Source organism: Actinomyces sp. B33, assembly GCF_028437565.1.
In the GTDB taxonomy this organism is placed as follows: Bacteria; Actinomycetota; Actinomycetes; order Actinomycetales; family Actinomycetaceae; genus Pauljensenia.
Map to the genome: position 1 here is coordinate 291,885 of NZ_JAMRYR010000002.1, position 17,084 is coordinate 308,968.

19 protein-coding genes are annotated in these 17,084 nt (G+C 72.1%); 18 read left to right on the forward strand and 1 reads right to left on the reverse strand.

Annotated elements, in window-relative coordinates:
* Window positions 1–399: 399 nt before the first annotated feature.
* The 6 genes from M3T53_RS03790 (at window position 400) to M3T53_RS03815 (ending at window position 6,553) form a co-directional block, all read left to right on the forward strand.
* Window positions 400–900 carry a hypothetical protein gene (locus M3T53_RS03790; RefSeq protein WP_272433124.1) on the forward strand — a complete coding sequence of 167 codons (501 nt, stop codon included), beginning with the start codon at window positions 400–402 and terminating at the stop codon, window positions 898–900.
* Window positions 897–1,901, forward strand: a complete 1,005-nt coding sequence (locus M3T53_RS03795; RefSeq protein ID WP_272433125.1) for a PrsW family intramembrane metalloprotease — start codon at window positions 897–899, stop codon at window positions 1,899–1,901. The genes M3T53_RS03790 and M3T53_RS03795 overlap by 4 nt, the downstream gene beginning before the upstream one ends.
* A gap of 90 nt (window positions 1,902–1,991) precedes the next feature.
* Complete coding sequence (locus M3T53_RS03800) at window positions 1,992–3,299, forward strand: homoserine dehydrogenase (RefSeq protein ID WP_272433126.1); 1,308 nt, start codon at window positions 1,992–1,994, stop codon at window positions 3,297–3,299.
* Window positions 3,300–3,301: 2 nt separating this feature from the next.
* Complete coding sequence (thrB, locus tag M3T53_RS03805) at window positions 3,302–4,255, forward strand: homoserine kinase (RefSeq protein WP_272433128.1); 954 nt, start codon at window positions 3,302–3,304, stop codon at window positions 4,253–4,255.
* Between the two features lie 222 nt (window positions 4,256–4,477).
* On the forward strand, window positions 4,478–6,202 hold the full coding sequence (gene rho / locus M3T53_RS03810) for a transcription termination factor Rho (protein ID WP_272433129.1): 1,725 nt from the start codon (window positions 4,478–4,480) through the stop codon (window positions 6,200–6,202).
* A 168-nt stretch (window positions 6,203–6,370) separates the two neighbouring features.
* Window positions 6,371–6,553, forward strand: coding sequence for a hypothetical protein (locus M3T53_RS03815; protein ID WP_272433130.1), 183 nt, complete (start codon window positions 6,371–6,373; stop codon window positions 6,551–6,553).
* Window positions 6,554–6,671: 118 nt separating this feature from the next.
* On the opposite strand, the gene M3T53_RS03820 is transcribed toward M3T53_RS03815, so the two are convergent.
* On the reverse strand, window positions 6,672–6,857 hold the full coding sequence (locus tag M3T53_RS03820; RefSeq protein WP_272433131.1) for a hypothetical protein: 186 nt from the start codon (window positions 6,855–6,857) through the stop codon (window positions 6,672–6,674).
* 461 nt (window positions 6,858–7,318) lie between these two features.
* On the opposite strand from M3T53_RS03820, the gene rpmE reads away from it, so the two are divergent.
* The 12 genes from rpmE to M3T53_RS03880 all read left to right on the forward strand — a co-directional run bounded on the left by rpmE (window position 7,319) and on the right by M3T53_RS03880 (window position 17,067).
* Window positions 7,319–7,534 carry a 50S ribosomal protein L31 gene (rpmE, locus tag M3T53_RS03825; RefSeq protein ID WP_272433132.1) on the forward strand — a complete coding sequence of 72 codons (216 nt, stop codon included), beginning with the start codon at window positions 7,319–7,321 and terminating at the stop codon, window positions 7,532–7,534.
* A 98-nt stretch (window positions 7,535–7,632) separates the two neighbouring features.
* Window positions 7,633–8,739, forward strand: a complete 1,107-nt coding sequence (gene prfA / locus M3T53_RS03830; RefSeq protein ID WP_272433133.1) for a peptide chain release factor 1 — start codon at window positions 7,633–7,635, stop codon at window positions 8,737–8,739.
* A gap of 1 nt (window position 8,740) precedes the next feature.
* Complete coding sequence (gene prmC, locus M3T53_RS03835) at window positions 8,741–9,616, forward strand: peptide chain release factor N(5)-glutamine methyltransferase (RefSeq protein WP_272433134.1); 876 nt, start codon at window positions 8,741–8,743, stop codon at window positions 9,614–9,616.
* Window positions 9,613–10,287 (forward strand): L-threonylcarbamoyladenylate synthase, encoded by a 675-nt coding sequence (locus M3T53_RS03840; RefSeq protein ID WP_272433135.1) that lies wholly within the window; start codon window positions 9,613–9,615, stop codon window positions 10,285–10,287. Before prmC ends, M3T53_RS03840 begins: the two co-directional genes overlap by 4 nt.
* Entirely contained in the window at window positions 10,284–11,384 is a 1,101-nt protein-coding gene (locus M3T53_RS03845) for an MraY family glycosyltransferase (RefSeq protein WP_272433136.1), read from the forward strand. The genes M3T53_RS03840 and M3T53_RS03845 overlap by 4 nt, the downstream gene beginning before the upstream one ends.
* A complete protein-coding gene (locus M3T53_RS03850; RefSeq protein WP_272433137.1) occupies window positions 11,381–11,791 on the forward strand; it encodes a hypothetical protein in 411 nt (136 codons plus the stop codon). Before M3T53_RS03845 ends, M3T53_RS03850 begins: the two co-directional genes overlap by 4 nt.
* 135 nt (window positions 11,792–11,926) lie before the next feature.
* Window positions 11,927–12,814, forward strand: a complete 888-nt coding sequence (gene atpB, locus M3T53_RS03855; protein ID WP_272433138.1) for a F0F1 ATP synthase subunit A — start codon at window positions 11,927–11,929, stop codon at window positions 12,812–12,814.
* Window positions 12,815–12,866: 52 nt separating this feature from the next.
* Window positions 12,867–13,076, forward strand: a complete 210-nt coding sequence (atpE, locus tag M3T53_RS03860; RefSeq protein ID WP_272433139.1) for an ATP synthase F0 subunit C — start codon at window positions 12,867–12,869, stop codon at window positions 13,074–13,076.
* Window positions 13,077–13,081: 5 nt separating this feature from the next.
* Window positions 13,082–13,639: a F0F1 ATP synthase subunit B gene (gene atpF / locus M3T53_RS03865; protein ID WP_272433305.1), complete on the forward strand. Its 558-nt coding sequence runs from the start codon at window positions 13,082–13,084 to the stop codon at window positions 13,637–13,639.
* The gene (locus M3T53_RS03870; RefSeq protein WP_272433140.1) at window positions 13,636–14,454 is read left to right on the forward strand and encodes a F0F1 ATP synthase subunit delta; all 819 of its coding nucleotides are present in this window, start codon (window positions 13,636–13,638) and stop codon (window positions 14,452–14,454) included. The genes atpF and M3T53_RS03870 overlap by 4 nt, the downstream gene beginning before the upstream one ends.
* A 42-nt stretch (window positions 14,455–14,496) precedes the next feature.
* The gene (gene atpA / locus M3T53_RS03875) at window positions 14,497–16,134 is read left to right on the forward strand and encodes a F0F1 ATP synthase subunit alpha (protein WP_272433141.1); all 1,638 of its coding nucleotides are present in this window, start codon (window positions 14,497–14,499) and stop codon (window positions 16,132–16,134) included.
* A gap of 3 nt (window positions 16,135–16,137) precedes the next feature.
* On the forward strand, window positions 16,138–17,067 hold the full coding sequence (locus tag M3T53_RS03880) for a F0F1 ATP synthase subunit gamma (RefSeq protein ID WP_272433142.1): 930 nt from the start codon (window positions 16,138–16,140) through the stop codon (window positions 17,065–17,067).
* Window positions 17,068–17,084 lie beyond the last annotated feature (17 nt).

Genomic DNA, 17,084 nt, shown 5'->3' on the forward strand with positions numbered 1-17,084 from the left:
CGGTACCTCTCAGGAGTCGTTGATCGGCGCGCGCGACCCCTCAGTGATGGGACTTAGGTCCTTGATTGATCGTTCGCTCCATTCGATCCCCGCACGAGACCGCGGGCCCCGCCGATTCGGCGAGCGCGCCGGGAGGCGCCGAACGCGACCGCGCGATGAAGGAGGCCCCGATGAGCCCGGGTATGCATGAAACATTCAGGAAGAGGCGATACAACTCTCATCCCGTCGTGCCGACACGGCACCCGCGCAACGAAAGAACGAGAACGGAGAGCACAACGGATGGAGCACATGCGAGCACTCGGGCACGGACGCCCCGGCGCCGACGCCGAGCCCGCCCCCCTCGGTGTGAAAGGGGGGACGGAAGGAGCCGGGCGACGGCGCGAGGGGATCGCGGACGCCGTGAGAATCGTCGGACTCCTCGCGCTCCTGCCGACGATCCTCGGCATCGGCGCGGCCCTGACCCCCCAGCCCGAGGCGACCGCCCGGAGCGTCGACTCGATCACGCTCGAGGACGCCAGCTCGATCGCGACCATCGTTCCCGCCGACGGGTGGCAGGTCGAAGGCGACCACGGGAAGGACTGGGTGACCCTCGTCAAGGACGGCGTCCACGCGCGGGTCAACTTGCGAGGAACCGTCGAGGATCCGCAGACCGCATGGCCGCGCCACGTCGCCCAGCTCGCCGCCACCGGATTCGCCGTCTACTACGACGACGCCTCGGGCCGGTGCGTCACCATCGACCCCGCGAACAACGAGGAGGGGACCTGCGCTCGCAGGATCGAGGGGTCGGCCCTCCTCGTCGCCCTCGTCTCAGGCGCCGACAGCGCCGGGGTCGGCGAGCATCTCGTCGAGACCGCGCAGATCAGCGAGGACTCCGACGCAATCGAGGAGGAAACGGAATGACGCTCGACTCGTGGCGCAACGCCCCGGCACTGGCCATCACCTACTGCTGCCTCGTCCTGGTCGGAACGGCGGGCCTGTCCTGGGTCCTCAGCTCGATCGCCCACGGCTTCTCCTGGCCGATCCTCGCCGCGACCGCGGTCGTCCTCCTCGGCCTCCTCCTCATCGGGATCATCGTCGGCGTCGACGTCTACCGCGCGCGCCGCTGGAGCGCCCTCGTCCTGGGCGCGCTCATCGGCGGGACGCTCGCCCCATGGCTGTCGTCCTTCGCCAACGACTCGTTCGAGACGATCGTCAAGCGCCTCCTCGGCGAGCGCACCGCCTCGACCTGGGGGCCGGCGATCATGGGCCCCCTCGACGAGGAATGGATCAAGGGGGTCGGGATCCTCGCCGTCCTCCTGCTCATCGGGCGCTCGCGGATCCGCACGATCGACGGATTCCTCGTCGGCGCCTTCGCGGGCCTCGGATTCCAGATCTCCGAGGACCTCTATTACGCGATCGCCGGCATGAGCTCCAACCTGACGTCGGACATCAGGGGAGCCCTCCTCGTCTCGGCGATCCGCCTGGCGACCAGCCTGTGCTCCCACTGGGTGTTCTCCGCCTTCGTGGGGACAGGGATCGCCCTCGTCCTCGCGCGCCGCTCACCCGTCCGAGGCGGTGCCCTGATGCTCACCGGCTGGGGACTCCACTTCCTGTGGAACTCCCCGACGGAGACCTTCATCGACCCGCTCTTCATCCTCGTCAAGGCCGTCCTCGTCTTCGCCGCCTTCTTCGTCCTCGCCTCCTGGGTCAACGCCGACGAGGGGAGCGGTCTGGCCGCCCGCGCCCAGGAGGCCGGCCTGCCCTTCTCCTCGTGGAGGGACGCCCGGCGCGCCCGGCGAGCGATGGGCAGGAAAGAGCGCCGCGAGTCGAGAACGCGCTGGCGCGAACAGGTCGCCGCGCTCAGGAGGGCCATCGACCCCGACCCGGCCGACGAGCCCGCCGCGCCGACCCGCGCGCGGTGATGACCGCATGGCGGGGAGCGGTCCCCGACGACGCGGCGAAGCCGTAGACTCGGGGCGCCCCCGCCCGATGGAACAACCCGAGGAGCCCGCGTGCCCGAGTCCCCCGCCCCCCTGCGCATCGCCGTCCTCGGAGCAGGAACCGTCGGGTCCCAGGTGATCCGCCTCCTGCACGACCAGCACGACGACTTCGCCGCCCGCTCCGGCGTGGCGATCAGCGTCGAGAAGGTCCTCGTGCGCGACCCCGGCGCCCCCCGGGACGTCCCGATCGACCCGGCGCTGCTGACGACCGACCCCGTCGAGGCCATCGACGGAATGGACATCGTCATCGAGCTCATCGGCGGGATCGAACCGGCCCGCTCCCACGTCCTGCGCGCCCTCGAGCAGGGGATCTCCGTCATCACCGGCAACAAGGCCCTCCTGGCCGCCCACGGGCCCGAGCTCTACAACGCCGCCGCGGCCTCGGGCGCCGACCTCTACTACGAGGCCGCCGTCGCCGGGGCGATCCCCGTCGTCTACGGGCTGCGCGAATCGCTCGCCGGCGACCGGATCACCCGGATCATGGGCGTCGTCAACGGGACGACGAACTTCATCCTCGACGCCATGTCGGCCCAGGGCCTGAGCTACGAGGAGGCCCTCGCGCGAGCCCAGGAGCTCGGCTACGCCGAGGCCGACCCCAGCGCCGACGTCGACGGCCTCGACGCCGCCGCCAAGTGCTCGATCCTCGCGTCCCTGGCCTTCCACTCGCGCGTCGGCCTCGACGACGTCGCCGTCGAGGGCATCGCCTCGATCACCGCCGAGGACATCGCCGAGGCCGCCTTCTTCAACCGGACGATCAAGCTCCTAGCCATCGCGGAGCGCCGGATCGGCGAGGACGGGGCCGAGGGCGTCGCCATGCGGGTCCACCCCGCCCTTCTGCCGCTCGACCACCCGCTCGCCAGCGTCGACGGAGCCTTCAACGCGATCCTCGTCGAAGGGGAGGCCGCCGGGCGCCTGATGTTCTACGGGCAGGGGGCCGGAGGGGCCCCGACGGCCTCGGCCGTCCTCTCCGACCTCGTGGCCGCCGCGCACCACCGCGCCTACGGCGGGCACGCGCCGCGCGAATCCGTCTACGCCCGCCTCCCGATCCTCGACCCGGGGATCGCGCGGACCCGCTACCAGATCCGTCTCCAGGTCGAGGACCGCCTCGGGGTCCTCTCCGACGTCGCCGGGATCTTCGCCCGCCATGGGGTGTCGATCCACTCCGTCCACCAGCGCGACGACAAGGAGCCCGGCGCCTGCGTCATCGTCGCGACGACCCACCTGGCCCGCGAGGCCGACCTGCGGGCCGTGACCCGCGCGCTCGGCCAGTCGCCCGCGGTTCGGGAGGTCGCCTCGGCGATCCGCGTCGAGGGGGAGTGAGCATGCGCCTGCGCGAGGACTTCGTCGCCGTCCGCGTCCCCGCGTCGACGGCGAACATCGGCCCCGGGTTCGACTCCCTGGGCATGGCGCTCGACCTGTGGGACGAGATCAGCGTCCACGCGACCGCGGGCGCGACCGCGGTGACCGTCGAGGGGGAGGGGGCCGGATCGGTCCCCGACGGCGAGGACCACCTCGTCGTTCGCTCCCTGCGCATGGCCCTCGATCGCATCGGCGCACCGCAGATCGGCATCCGGATGCGCTGCCTCAACCGCATCCCCCATTCGAGAGGGCTGGGGTCGTCGGCCTCGGCGATCGTCGCCGGCATCGCCCTGGCCCGCGCCCTCGTCGGCGAGGAGGAGGTCCTGAGCCCCCAGGAGATCCTCGACCTCGGATCCCAGGTCGAAGGGCACCCGGACAACGTCGCGCCCGCCGTCCTGGGCGGGGCGACGGTCTCGTGGATGGACGGGGACCGAGCGGGCGCGGTCCGCGTCGACCCGCCCGAGAGCATCGCCCCCGTCGCCTTCATCCCCGGCTTCGACCTGCCGACCTCGACGGCCCGTCGAGTCCTGCCGGACGTCGTGCCCCACGAGGACGCCCGGTTCAACCTCGCGCGCGCCTCCCTCCTGACGGCCCTCCTGACGGGCGCGGCCCGGCCCGCGGGCCCCGTCTCCTTCCACGACCTGCTCATGGAGGCGACGCTCGATCGGCTCCACCAGGAGCAGCGACGGGCCTCGATGGAGCCCTCCCTCGCCCTCGTCGACTGGTTGCGGGGGGCGGGGATGGCGGCCGTCGTCTCCGGGGCGGGGCCGACCGTTGTCAGCCTGGAGGCCGTCCCCGCGAGCGTGCGCCGAGACGCCGAGGCCGCCGGGTGGCGGGTCCTCGACGCCCCCGTGGCCGCGTCGGGCGTGAGGATCACCCGCGGGCGCCTCGCGGGCCCGACGGGGGCCGCCGACTGAATCAGTCGGCCTGTGATCTTGTCCGCAGCCGCGCCCCCACGGGCCCCGGCGATGTTTGCATGAGGCCCCGGGATTGGTAGGATCCGAAGACAGGTCCTCGTGACCGGCCGCCCAGCGGCATCCCCACGACGTCGGACGATCCTCTTTCCTCCGCGTCCGCCTTCCCCGCTTTCCAGGGGGCTTTCACCTGCCCGGATCGGGCACATCCAGTAAGGATCATTCGTGAGCAACGAACAAGGCGCCACCCAGGCGAAGAGCCCGCTCTCGGCGATGAAGCTCGCCGAGCTCCAGGCGCTGGCCTCGTCCCGGGGCCTCAAGGGCATCTCCAAGATGCGCAAGTCCCAACTGATCGAGGCCCTCAGCGACGCCGCTCCCGCCTCGACCGCCCCCGCCCGCGCCCGCGCCGAACGCGCGCCCCGCCGTGCCCCGGCCCAGGAGGCGCCCGCGGCCTCCTCCGGGGAGCAGGCCGCGCAGGCCGGCCCCGCCGACGCCCCCGCGCCCGAGCCCCGCAAGTCGCGGCGTCGTCGCGCCGCCACGCAGGACGTCGTCGACCCCGCGCGCCTGACCCTCGACCTGCCGGCCCCCGTGCCGCCCTCGGAGCCGGAACCCCGCTCCGAAGCCGCCCAACGCCCCGCCGAGGCCCTCGACTCCATCGAACTGCCCGACGGCGACGACTCCGACTCCCGGGGGAGGGGACGCCGCGACCGCGGGCGGCGCAACCGTCGCGAGCGCGACCGCGATCGGCAGGGCAACCGCCGTGACCGCCCCCGCGAGCGAGACGGGCGCGACGAGCAGCCCCTGCGCGACGACGAGCAGCTCGCCCCCATCGCCGGCATCCTCGACGTCCAGGACAACCACGCGTTCGTGCGGACCTCCGGCTACCTGCCCGGCCCCAACGACGTCTACGTCACCCTCGGCAACGTCCGACGATGGGGCCTGCGCGCGGGCGACGCCGTCATGGGCGCCGTCCGCCAGCCCCGCGAGGGCGAGCGCCAGCAGCGACAGAAGTACAACGCCCTCGTGCGCGTCGACTCCGTCAACGGGATGAGCGTCGACGAGGCGAAGGCCCGCCGCGAGTTCGGTAAGCTCACGCCCCTCTACCCGGCCGAGCAGCTGCGCATGGAGACCTCCGCGAAGGCCTACACGCCGCGCGTCATCGACCTCGTCGCCCCCATCGGCAAGGGGCAGCGCGGCCTCATCGTCTCCCCGCCCAAGGCCGGGAAGACGATGGTGATCCAGCAGATCGCCAAGGCCATCGAGCTCAACAACCCCGAGGTGCACCTCATGGTCGTCCTCGTCGACGAGCGCCCCGAAGAAGTCACCGATATGCGCTCGATCGTCAACGGCGAGGTCATCGCCTCGACCTTCGACCGCCCGGCCTCCGACCACACGATCGTCGCCGAGCTGGCCATCGAGCGCGCCAAGCGCCTCGTCGAGCTCGGCCAGGACGTCGTCGTCCTCCTCGACTCCCTGACCCGCCTGTCGCGCGCCTACAACCTCGCGGCCCCCGCCTCCGGGCGCATCCTGTCGGGCGGCGTCGACGCCTCGGCCCTGTACCCGCCGAAGAAGTTCTTCGGAGCCGCCCGCAACCTCAAGGAGGGCGGTTCGTTGACGATCATCGCCTCGGCGCTCGTCGAGACCGGGTCGAAGATGGACGAGGTGATCTTCGAGGAGTTCAAGGGCACCGGCAACATGGAGCTGCGCCTGTCGCGCCAGCTGGCCGACCGTCGGATCTTCCCCGCGATCGACGTCAATGCCTCGGGCACCCGCCGCGAGGAGATGCTCTTCGCCCCCGAGGAACTGCGGATCATGTGGAAGCTGCGCCGCGTCCTGGGCACCCTCGACCAGCAGCCCGCCCTCGAGCTCGTCCTCGACAAGCTCAAGGAGACCCAGTCGAACGCCGAGTTCCTCATGCTCGTGCAGAAGACGACCCCGAGCGTCGACTGACACTCGCCGTACAACGGGTGCGCCCCGGAGCCTAGCTCCGGGGCGCACCCGAGCAGGGGTGCTCGCCGTGCACGGCAGCGTCTGCTCGCTGTGCAATTCCTGGGCGCGAGGAATCGGTATTCATGCCACACCCGCCGGGTTCCCGGTGCGCTGGAGCCGGTGATCGGCATGAAGAACAAGAAGGCGAAGTGGCTCGTCGTGATGATCGCGGGCGCGGGTACCGCCTGCTGGGCGCTCGGCGTGGTGCTCGCGCAGTCCATCCCCTACGGGCGCCTGGCGACCAGTATCGGGACGCTCCTGATGGGAATCGCCCTCATCGGATTCCTCGTCGGGACAACGCGTTCCCAATAGTGCTAGAAGAGGCTCAACGGCCCGCGTCCGCCCGCCACGATGCTTCTTCCGAAGCCGCGGTGGGCGGACGCTCACGGGGCACGATTCGCCGTCTCCCACGGAAGGCGGGGGAGTCGGCTTACTCTGTCCCGCCGCGACTGGAACGGCGCGCCACCAGCAGTCCCGTCCACTGGCCCGCCAGGACCATGAGGCCGACCGGCAGGACGTGCCACGGCAGGTGGAACACGACGATCGCGACGACCACCCCGACGATGAGGATGCCGCTGCCCGCAGCCGCCCATGCGATCCTCCGATCGCCCCTCATCGTCCCTCCGCATTCCATTCGTTCATTCTCCCGCGACGATCGGGCCCCCACAAGCCCCAGCCGATCCCGCCCGGCTTCCAACACGGCGACGCTGAGCGGCATCAGGAGGCCACGGGGAGGCACCCCGAGACGCCACTGTGAGGGGTGTCGATGGATGCGGGGCGCGGCGCCCCCGTCGGAGAGCCCCGACTCCCCGCGGCGCCCCGCCGCGTGCGACACGAGCACAAGCACGCAGGAGGCCGGCGCGCACGTGCACCCGGGCGCCCCGGTGTCGGCGAGGTCACCGGGAACGGGCCCGGCGGAGTTGGGGGTCAAGGCGCATCAGGTGGCACAATGGGCCCATCGGCTTCCGGTTCACCTCCTCGCCTCCGACGGCCCCGGCCGGGCGGCAGGAGAGCCCCCGTCAGATGCGGGGGACTCCGCGTGGGGGACCCGGGGCACCAACGAACCCAGGAGACTCCGTGAAGAAGGACATCCACCCCGAGTACGTCGAGACCCACGTGACCTGCACGTGCGGCAACAGCTTCACCACTCGCTCGACCCTCGCCTCCGGCGAGATGCGCGTCGACGTGTGCTCGGCCTGCCACCCGTTCTACACGGGCAAGCAGAAGATCCTCGACACCGGCGGCCGCGTCGCCAAGTTCGAGGCCCGCTACGGCAAGCGCACCCGTCCCTGATCGCAGGGCGCGCTCCGCGCCAACGGCCGCTGCGGCGTCGGTGATCCTCTGGTCGCCGACGCCGCACTGCATCCGCCCCGACCGATCCAGGAGAGCCGATGACCCCCCATCCTCCCGTAGACGACGAAGCAACAGCCCTGGCACCCCTCCTCGACGAGTACACCCGGATCGAGGCCCGCATGTCCGACCCGGACGTCCTCGCCGACCCCGGGGCCATGCGCCGCATCGGCCGTCGCTACGCCGAGCTCGGACGGATCAAGGCCGCGGCCGACCGCCTCGCCGCCGCCCGCGACGACCTGGGCGCCGCCCGCGAACTGGCCGACGAGGACGCCTCCTTCGCCGACGAGATCCCCGCCCTCGCCGCCGCCGAGCGCTCCGCCCACGACGCCCTCGTCTCCATCCTCGCCCCCCGCGACCCGCAGGACGGGCTCGACGCCATCGTCGAGATCAAGGCCGGCGAGGGCGGCGAGGAGTCCGCCCTCTTCGCCTCCGACCTGGCCCGCATGTACGCCCGCTACGCCGAATCCCAGGGATGGAGCGCCGTCGAGCTGTCGTCGACCCCGACCGGCCTCGGCGGCTGCAAGGACATCACCCTGGCGATCCGCGCGAAGGGCAGCCCCGCGCCCGACGAGGGGGTGTGGGCCCACCTGAAGTACGAGGGCGGCGTCCACCGCGTCCAGCGCGTCCCCGTCACCGAGTCCCAGGGCCGGATCCACACGAGCGCCGCCGGAGTCTTCGTCATGCCCGAGATCGAGGACGACGAGGAGATCGTCATCGACCCCGCCGATCTGCGCATCGACGTGTACCGCTCATCCGGGCCCGGCGGCCAGTCCGTCAACACGACCGACTCCGCCGTGCGCATCACCCACCTGCCGTCCGGCATCGTCGTGTCGATGCAGAACGAGAAGTCCCAGCTGCAGAACAAGGAGGCCGCCCTGAGGGTCCTCGCCTCCCGCCTGGCCGCCGAGGCCCGGGCCCGCAAGGAGGCCGAGGCCTCCGCCCAGCGCCTCTCCCAGGTGCGCACCGTCGACCGCTCCGAGCGCATCCGCACCTACAACTTCCCCGAGAACCGCATCGCCGACCACCGCACCGGTTACAAGGCCCACAACCTCGACCAGGTGCTCGCCGGCGCCCTGGGGCCGGTCATCGCCTCCCTGCGCGAGGCCGACGAGGCCGAGCGCCTCGCCCGGGCCGCCTCCTCCTGACATGACGACCGCCCCCGACTCCTCCCGCGTCGCCGTCCTCCTCGCATGGGCGCGCGCCCGCCTGGCCGGGATCGAGGCGTCCAATCCCGCCCAGGAGTCCGTCGAGCTCCTCGAATGGGCCGCCGGCGCCTCGCGATGGACGATGCCCGACCCCGTCGGGGACGAGGCGCGGAAGCGATTCCTCTCCGGCGTGCAACGGCGCGCCGCGCGAGAGCCTGTGCAGCACATCACCGCGAGGATGCACTTCCGCGGGCTCGTCCTGGCCGCCCGGCCCGGCGTCTTCATCTGCCGTCCGGAGACCGAGGTCGTCGCCGGGCTCGCCGTCGACGCGGCCCGGGCGATGGGCCCGCGCCCGCGCGTCGTCGACCTGTGCACCGGATCGGGGGCGATCGCCCTGGCGGTGGCGACCGAGGCCCCCTCGTGCGAGGTCGTCGCCGTCGAGATCGACGAGGCCGCCGCCGCGCTGGCCCGGATCAACATCGACGCCCTCGCTCCCGGGCGGGTCCGCCTGCTCCGGGCCGACGCGGCCGATCCCCAGACCCTCGCCGACCTCGACGGGACCGTTGACGTCGTCGTCTCCAACCCCCCCTACGTCCCCGCCGCCGAGTCCCCCGTCCAGCCCGAGGCCCTCGTCGACCCGCCGCTGGCCCTGTACGGAGGCGGGGAGGAGGGGATGGATGCGCCCCGCCGGATCCTCGCCACGGCCGCCCGACTCCTGCGCCCCGGCGGCGTCGTCGTCGTCGAGCACTCCCCCTCGCAGGCCGAGCAGATGCGCCGCGAGGCCCGGGCCGCCGGCTTCGCCGACGCGCGCACCGAGCCGGACCTCGCGGGGGCCTCGCGCGCCCTCGTCGCCCGTCGTGCGACAATGCCCCGGTGAACGTCCCCGTCCTCGCCTGCACGCCCGCGTGGGCCCCGGCCGATCTTCGGGCCGCGGTCCGGATCGTCGCCACCGGCGGCGTCGTCGTCCTGCCGACCGACACGGTCTACGGCATCGGGGCGAGGGCCGACGACCCCGCGGCCGTCGCCGCCGTCCTGAGGGCCAAGGGCAGGGGGCGCCAGATGCCCCCGCCGGTCCTCGTCGCCGACCCCGATTCCATCGACCGGCTCGCCGTCGACGCGCCCGCCGCGGCCCGTCGCCTCGCCGCGGCCCACTGGCCGGGCGGCCTCACCCTGATCCTCCCCGCCCGCCCCGGCCTCGGCTGGGACCTGGGGGACACCGGCGGGACCGTCGCCCTGCGAATGCCGGACTGCCGGCAGGCCCTCGACCTCCTCGCCGCCACGGGCCCCATGGCCGTCACCAGCGCGAATCTCACCGGGCGGCCCCCGGCCACCTCGATCGACGAGGCCATCGCCGCCTTCGGCGAGACGGTCGACGCCTACATCGACGCCGGGCCGACCGCCTCGTCGACGCCCTCGACGATCATCGACGTGGCGCACGGAGCCCCCCGGGCGATCCGCCTGGGCGCCCTGTCCCTCGACGAGCTCAGCGCCTCCGCGGGCGAGGCCATCGCCCCCGCCCCCCAGACCCCGGGGGCCGACGCCGGATGAAGGTCTACCTCCTCTTCATGCTCGTCGCGATGGGCGTCACCCTGGTGATGACGCCCGTCGTCCGATGGGCCTGCCTACGGTGGGGGATCCTGCCCGAGCTGAGGAGCCGCGACCTGCAGCGCACGCCGATCCCCCGACTGGGCGGCGTCGCGATGACCATCGGCCTCCTCGTCTCGATCGCCCTGGCCTCGCGCGTGCCCTACATGGCCCCGCTCTTCGCCGACTCCGTCCCCTGGGCCGTCATGTGGGCGGCCGCGGGCATGTGCGTCCTCGGCGTCATCGACGACGTCGTCGAGCTCGACTGGCTCGCCAAGCTCGCCGGCCAGGTCCTCATCGCCGGGGCCATGGCGTTCAACGGCGTCCAGCTCGTCACCTTCCCGATCTTCGGGGTGACCATCGGATCGTCGCGCCTATCCCTCATCGTCACCGTGTTCCTCGTCGTCGGGATCGTCAACGCCGTCAACTTCATCGACGGGCTCGACGGCCTGGCCGCGGGCGTCGTCGGCATCGGCGCCGGCGCGTTCTTCGTCTACTCCTACGTCCTCACCCGCCTCATGGGGGCGGCCTCCTACGCGACGACCGCCTCGCTCATCGTCATCGCCCTGTTCGGCGTGTGCCTCGGGTTCCTCTGGTACAACTTCCACCCCTCGTCGATCATGATGGGCGGGGGGGCCGAGACGCTCGGACTCGTCCTGGCGGCCTCCGGCATCATCGTCACCGGCCAGGTCGACCCGGCCCTCCTGGGGCGCCAGCAGATCCTCGTATCCGTCCTGCCGCTCGTCCTGCCGCTGTCGGTGATCTTCATGCCGGTCGCCGATCTCGTCATCACCTCGATCCGCCGGATGATCCGCGGGCACAGCCCCTTCAAGGCCGACCGCTCCCACTTCCACGACCGCCTCCTCCTGCGGGGGCACTCGCACCGGGGGGTCGTCGCGATCCTGTGGATGTGGACGGCGATCGTGTGCGTTCCCGCCGTCGGCCTCCTCATCGTCGACTGGACGAGGGTCGTCGCCCTCGCCCTCCCGGCGGTCGTCGTCGCCTGCATCATCACCGCCACCGAGTTCCCCATCCAGGCCCACCAGGAGGACAGCAGATGACCCAGCCGGGACTCGCCTCGGCGCCGCGACGAGCCGCCCGGGCCCTCGCCGCCGCCGCCCTCGTCCTCGCCGCCGCTCAGATCGGCTGGGCCGCCTGGGCGTCCTCGCAATGGGCCGAGGCCTGGCTCGGGGTCTCGCTGACGAGCGCCGTCCTCGCCGCCCAGTGGTTCTTCCTCGACAGACAGGTCGCCGACCCCGGCCGGGTCGTCGCCTGGGTCGCCTCCTCCTACGCGGCGAAGATCACGATCCTCGTCGCCGGTCTGAGGATCCCCGACGCGGTCGGCCTCGGCATCCGCGTCCCCGCGCTGGCCGCCGTCGCCGCGATCCTCGTGGCGGTGCTCGTCGAGGTCGTCGTCCTGGCCCGCAGTCGAGTCTCCGCCGTCGACCCGGCGCCAGAGGGCCGATGAGGCGATGGCCTCTGCCCGCTCCCGGCCCCTGCGCAAGCGGGCATCCGATCGACCAACTGATACGATGAACCGGCTGCCGCAGCCGCGGCCCACAGCCGATCGTCGATACCCACACCGCAGGAGGACGCGTCGCCCATGACAGCCGTGCAGTCCGCGCCGACCGCCCGCGCGATCCGCCGTCGCTCCACACCCCTGTGGTACCGGGTCCTCCTCGTCCTCCTCGTCGCGGTCATCGCGGCGACCGCGGTGCCCGCATTCACGGAGCACCCCCATCAGCCGGGCCTGGCCGATTTCTTCCCCGAGGCGATCGCCGGCGGCGGAACCCCGCTGGAGTTCACCCGCCTGACCCTCGCGCGCGTCATCATGGGCGCCCTCCTGTGCCTCGTCATGGTCCTCGTCGCCCGCAAGCCCCGGCTCGTCCCCGGGCGCGGCCAGATGGCCGTCGAGCTCCTCGCCGACTACGTGCGATCGAACGTCGCGCTGGAGATGCTCGGGCCGGCGCGGGGCAGGGCCTGGGCGGGATTCATCGGCTTCTGCTTCTTCGGTGTCCTCGCGATGAACCTGGCCGGAGTCCTGCCGGGGATCAACATCGCCGCCTCCTCGGTCGTCGCCGTGCCGATGGTGTTCGCCCTGATCTCCTACGCCGTCTTCATCGGGGCGGGGATCCGCGCCCAGGGCCTCCTCGGATACCTCAAGTCGCAGCTGCTCCCGCCGGGCCTGCCCGCGCCGATCTACCTGCTCATCACGCCGATCGAGTTCCTCTCGACATTCGTCATCCGACCGGTGACCCTCACCCTGCGACTCCTGTGCAACATGATCTCCGGGCACCTCCTGCTCGGGATGACGTACTTCGGCACCGCGATCCTCCTCCACCACCTGTCGGCCCTGTCGGCCGCCGGGGTCCTCACCGGGGCCGCGATGTTCATCATGACGGCCTTCGAGGTGTTCGTCGCCTTCCTCCAGGCCTACATCTTCACGATCCTCACCGCCGTCTACATCAAGCTGTCCGTCGAGAGCCACTGAGCCCTCATCCTCCACACCCACGCCCCCGGGCGACCCAACAGAAGGAAAACACATGGCAACCGCAGCATTCGCGTACATCGGCTACGGCCTGGCGACCCTCGGCCCCGCCCTCGGCATCGGCATGCTCGTCGGCAAGACCCAGGAGGCCACCGCCCGCCAGCCCGAGGTCGCGGGCCGCCTGTTCACCAACATGATCATCGGCGCCGGCATGGTCGAGGCCCTCGGCCTCATCGGCTTCGTCCTCCCGCTGATCGTCAAGTGACCGGCATGCGCCAGATGCTCGTCGCGGCCGAGGAGGCCGGCGGACTCGCCGTCGTCCTGCCGCCGCTGTATGAAATCTTCTGGTCGGCCCTCGTCCTGCTCGTCGTCCTGCTCGTCGTCGGACGCTACGCCCTGCCCCGCCTCTACGACACGATGGACCGGCGCCAGGCCGCGATCCAAGAGGGCCTCGACGCCGCCGCGCGAGCCAAGGCCGACCAGGCGGCCGCCGCGCGCGAACGCGACGAGATCCTCCGCGTCGCGCAGGCGGAGGCCGCCGAGATCCGCCGTCAGGCCGCGGAGGACGCCAAGGGGATCGTCGCGGCCGCACGGACCGAGGCCCAGGCCGAGGCGGCCCGGGTCCTCGACAACGCCCAGCGCCAGATCCTCGCCGAGAAGCAGGCGGCCGAGATCACCCTGCGCTCCGACGTCGGCCTGCTCGCCACCGAGCTCGCCGAGAAGATCGTCGGCGAGCACCTCGCCGACGCCGGGCTGACCGCGCGCGTCGTCGACCGGTTCCTCGACGACCTCGAATCCCAGCCCGTCCCCGGGGGCGCGCAGCGATGACCGAGGCCACGAGGATCGACTCCGTCGCCCACGCGGCCGACCTCGACCGCGCGCTGGCGCGGCCGGGGACCGACGCCATGCGCGTCGCCGAGGACCTCTTCGGCCTCGCCGACCTCATCCGGGCCGACTCGCGCCTGCGCAGGGCGCTGACCGATCCGGCTCGCAGCGGCGACGACAAGGCGGCCCTGGCACGCGACGCCTTCGGGAACCACGTCCAGGAGGCGACCCTGTCCGTGATCGAGGCGATGGCCCGCTCCCACTGGTCCCACCCGGAGGACGTCCACGACGCCCTCGAGGTCCTCGGGATCGTGTCGGTCCTCACCGACGCCCATCGGGCCGGCCGCCTCGACGAGGTCTCCGACGAGCTCTTCGACGTGCGCCGCCTCTTCGCCGACCAGCGCGAGCTGCGCCTGCGCCTGGCGGACCCGGCCACCGGGGACGCCCACCGGCGAGGGGACCTGGCCCAGGCCCTCCTTGAGGGCAGGATCACCGGGTGGACGATGCGCCTCGTGCGACGGGCGGTCGGCCGCTCGAAGCACGGCAGGCTCCTGCACAACCTGCGCCGCTTCGCCCGGTGGGCCGCGGTCCTCGAGGGCCGTCTGCTCGTCACCGTCGAATCGGCCGCGCAGATGACCCCCGAGCAGATCGACCGGCTCCGGTCGATCCTCGCCCGCCGCTTCGGGCAGGAGATCGCCCTGTCCGTGTCCATCGACCCCGACGTCGTCGGCGGATTCCGCGTGCGCGCGGGCACGACCGCCGTCGACGCCTCCCTGGCGACCCGCATGGCCGACATGCGCCGCCGACTCGTGGGCTGACCCCACCACCGCCTACTCGCCCCACCGACAGAAGGAATGCTCATGGCAGACCTGTCCATCAGTCCCGAGGAGATCCGCGGAGCGCTGGACTCCTTCATGGACTCCTACCGCCCCTCCGAGGTCGCGACCGAGGAGATCGGCCACGTCACCGAGACCGCCGACGGCATCGCCCACGTCGAGGGCCTGCCCGGGACCATGGCCAATGAGCTCCTGCGCTTCGAGGACGGCACCCTCGGCCTGGCGATGAACCTCGAGCAGCGCGAGATCGGCGCCGTCATCCTCGGCGACTTCGGCGGCATCGAGGAGGGCCAGGCCGTCCACCGGACCGGCGAGGTCCTGTCCGTCCCCGTCGGCGACGGCTACCTCGGGCGCACCGTCGACCCGTTGGGCCGCCCCATCGACGGGCTCGGCGAGATCCAGGGCCTCGAGGGGCGCCGCGCCCTCGAACTCCAGGCCCCCGGCGTCATGGCCCGCAAGTCCGTCCACGAGCCGCTCGCCACCGGCCTCAAGGCCATCGACTCGATGATCCCGATCGGGCGCGGCCAGCGCCAGCTCATCATCGGCGACCGCAAGACCGGCAAGACCGCGATCGCCCTCGACACGATCCTCAACCAGCGGGAGAACTGGGCGTCCGGCGACCCGTCCAAGCAGGTGCGCTGCGTCTACGTGGCCATCGGCCAGAAGGGCTCGACGATCGCCTCCGTGCGCTCGACCCTGGAGGACGCCGGGGCCATGGAGTACACGACGATCGTCGCCTCCCCGGCCTCCGACCCCGCCGGGTACAAGTACATGGCCCCCTACACGGGGTCGGCCATCGGCCAGCACTGGATGTACCAGGGCAAGCACGTCCTCATCGTGTTCGACGACCTGTCCAAGCAGGCCGAGGCCTACCGCGCCGTCTCCCTCCTCCTGCGCCGCCCGCCGGGGCGCGAGGCCTACCCGGGCGACGTCTTCTACCTGCACTCGCGCCTCCTCGAGCGCTGCGCGAAGCTCTCCGACGAGCTCGGCGCCGGCTCGATGACCGGGCTGCCGATCATCGAGACGAAGGCCAACGACGTGTCGGCGTACATCCCGACGAACGTCATCTCGATCACCGACGGGCAGATCTTCCTCCAGTCGGACCTGTTCAACGCCAACCAGCGGCCCGCGGTCGACGTCGGCATCTCCGTGTCGCGCGTCGGCGGCGACGCCCAGATCAAGGCGATGAAGAAGGTCGCGGGCACCCTCAAGCTCACCCTCGCCCAGTACCGGTCGATGGCGGCCTTCGCCATGTTCGCCTCCGACCTGGACGCCGCGACCCGCCAGCAGCTCACCCGCGGCGAGCGCCTCATGGAGCTCCTCAAGCAGCCCCAGTCGACGCCCTACGCCGTCGAGGACCAGGTGGCGTCGATCTGGGCCGGCACCCACGGCTACCTCGACGACATCGAGGTCGCCGACGTCCTCGACTTCGAGCGCGGCCTCCTCGACCACCTGCGGGCCCAGTCGACGGCCCTGGCGACGATCCGCGACACGGGGCTCCTCGACGAGGAGACGGAGGCCGAGCTCGACGCGCAGGTCCGCGCCTACCACGACCAGTGGATCGTCTCCGGACGGGCGACGGGCCCCCTCGACGCCGAGGACGTCTCGGCCGAGCACGCGCGCGAGGAGATCACCCGCGCCCGCCCCGGGGCGGAGGCCTGATCGGTGGGCGGCCAGCAGAGGATCTACAAGCAGCGCATCGCCTCGACGCGCACGCTCGCCAAGGTCTTCCGCGCGATGGAGATGATCGCGGCCTCGCGCATCGGGGCGGCGCGCCGCGCGGCGACCGAACTGGGCCCCTATGAGAAGGCCCTGACCCAGGCCGTCGCCGCGGTCGCGATCCACACGGACCTCGATCATCCGCTGACGCGCGAGCGCCACGACACGTCGCGCGTCGCCGTCCTCGTCGTCGCCTCCGACCGGGGGATGGCCGGCGCCTACGCGGCGACCATCCTGCGCGAGTCCGAGCGCCTCATCGCCCGCCTCGAATCGGAGGGGAAGACCCCCGTGGTCTACACCTACGGGCGACGGGCGAGCGCCTACTTCCGCTTCCGGTCGATCCCGATCCAGCAGTCGTGGGAGGGGGAATCCGACTCCCCGACGCCGGCCACGGCTCACGCCATCGGGCGCGAGCTCCTCGACCGGTTCACGGATCCGTCCCAGGAATCCGGCGTGTCCGAGGTCCATCTCGTCTACACGCGGTTCCAGACGGTGATGACCCAGGTCCCGCAAGTGCGCCAGATGCTGCCGCTGACCGTCGTCGACGCCCCCCAGGGCGACGGCGAGCGCGGCGAGGAGCGGGGATTCAGGGACGACCCGTCGTCGGCGATTCCCGAGTACGAGTTCATCCCCTCGCCGGAGGCGGTCCTGGGAGCGATCCTGCCCCTGTACGTGCAGAGCCGCATCCACAACGTCCTCCTCCAATCGGCGGCCTCCGAGTTGGCGTCGCGCCAGCGCGCGATGCACACGGCCACCGACAACGCCGAGGATCTCATCACCCAGTACACGCGCCTGGCCAACTCGGCCCGTCAGGCGGAGATCACCCAGGAGATCAGCGAGATCGTCGGCGGGGCCGACGCCCTGGTCGCGAGCTGACCCATGGATACGGAGAA

Coding starts and splice junctions, on each gene's coding strand:
- M3T53_RS03815 (WP_272433130.1), top strand. CDS start 6,371: ATGAAGAACAAGAAGGCGAAGTGGCTCGTCGTGATGATCGCGGGCGCG.
- M3T53_RS03820 (WP_272433131.1), bottom strand. CDS start 6,857: ATGAGGGGCGATCGGAGGATCGCATGGGCGGCTGCGGGCAGCGGCATC.
- M3T53_RS03870 (WP_272433140.1), top strand. CDS start 13,636: ATGACCGAGGCCACGAGGATCGACTCCGTCGCCCACGCGGCCGACCTC.
- atpE (WP_272433139.1), top strand. CDS start 12,867: ATGGCAACCGCAGCATTCGCGTACATCGGCTACGGCCTGGCGACCCTC.
- atpF (WP_272433305.1), top strand. CDS start 13,082: ATGCGCCAGATGCTCGTCGCGGCCGAGGAGGCCGGCGGACTCGCCGTC.
- atpB (WP_272433138.1), top strand. CDS start 11,927: ATGACAGCCGTGCAGTCCGCGCCGACCGCCCGCGCGATCCGCCGTCGC.
- thrB (WP_272433128.1), top strand. CDS start 3,302: ATGCGCCTGCGCGAGGACTTCGTCGCCGTCCGCGTCCCCGCGTCGACG.
- atpA (WP_272433141.1), top strand. CDS start 14,497: ATGGCAGACCTGTCCATCAGTCCCGAGGAGATCCGCGGAGCGCTGGAC.
- M3T53_RS03845 (WP_272433136.1), top strand. CDS start 10,284: ATGAAGGTCTACCTCCTCTTCATGCTCGTCGCGATGGGCGTCACCCTG.
- M3T53_RS03850 (WP_272433137.1), top strand. CDS start 11,381: ATGACCCAGCCGGGACTCGCCTCGGCGCCGCGACGAGCCGCCCGGGCC.
- prfA (WP_272433133.1), top strand. CDS start 7,633: ATGACCCCCCATCCTCCCGTAGACGACGAAGCAACAGCCCTGGCACCC.
- prmC (WP_272433134.1), top strand. CDS start 8,741: ATGACGACCGCCCCCGACTCCTCCCGCGTCGCCGTCCTCCTCGCATGG.
- M3T53_RS03795 (WP_272433125.1), top strand. CDS start 897: ATGACGCTCGACTCGTGGCGCAACGCCCCGGCACTGGCCATCACCTAC.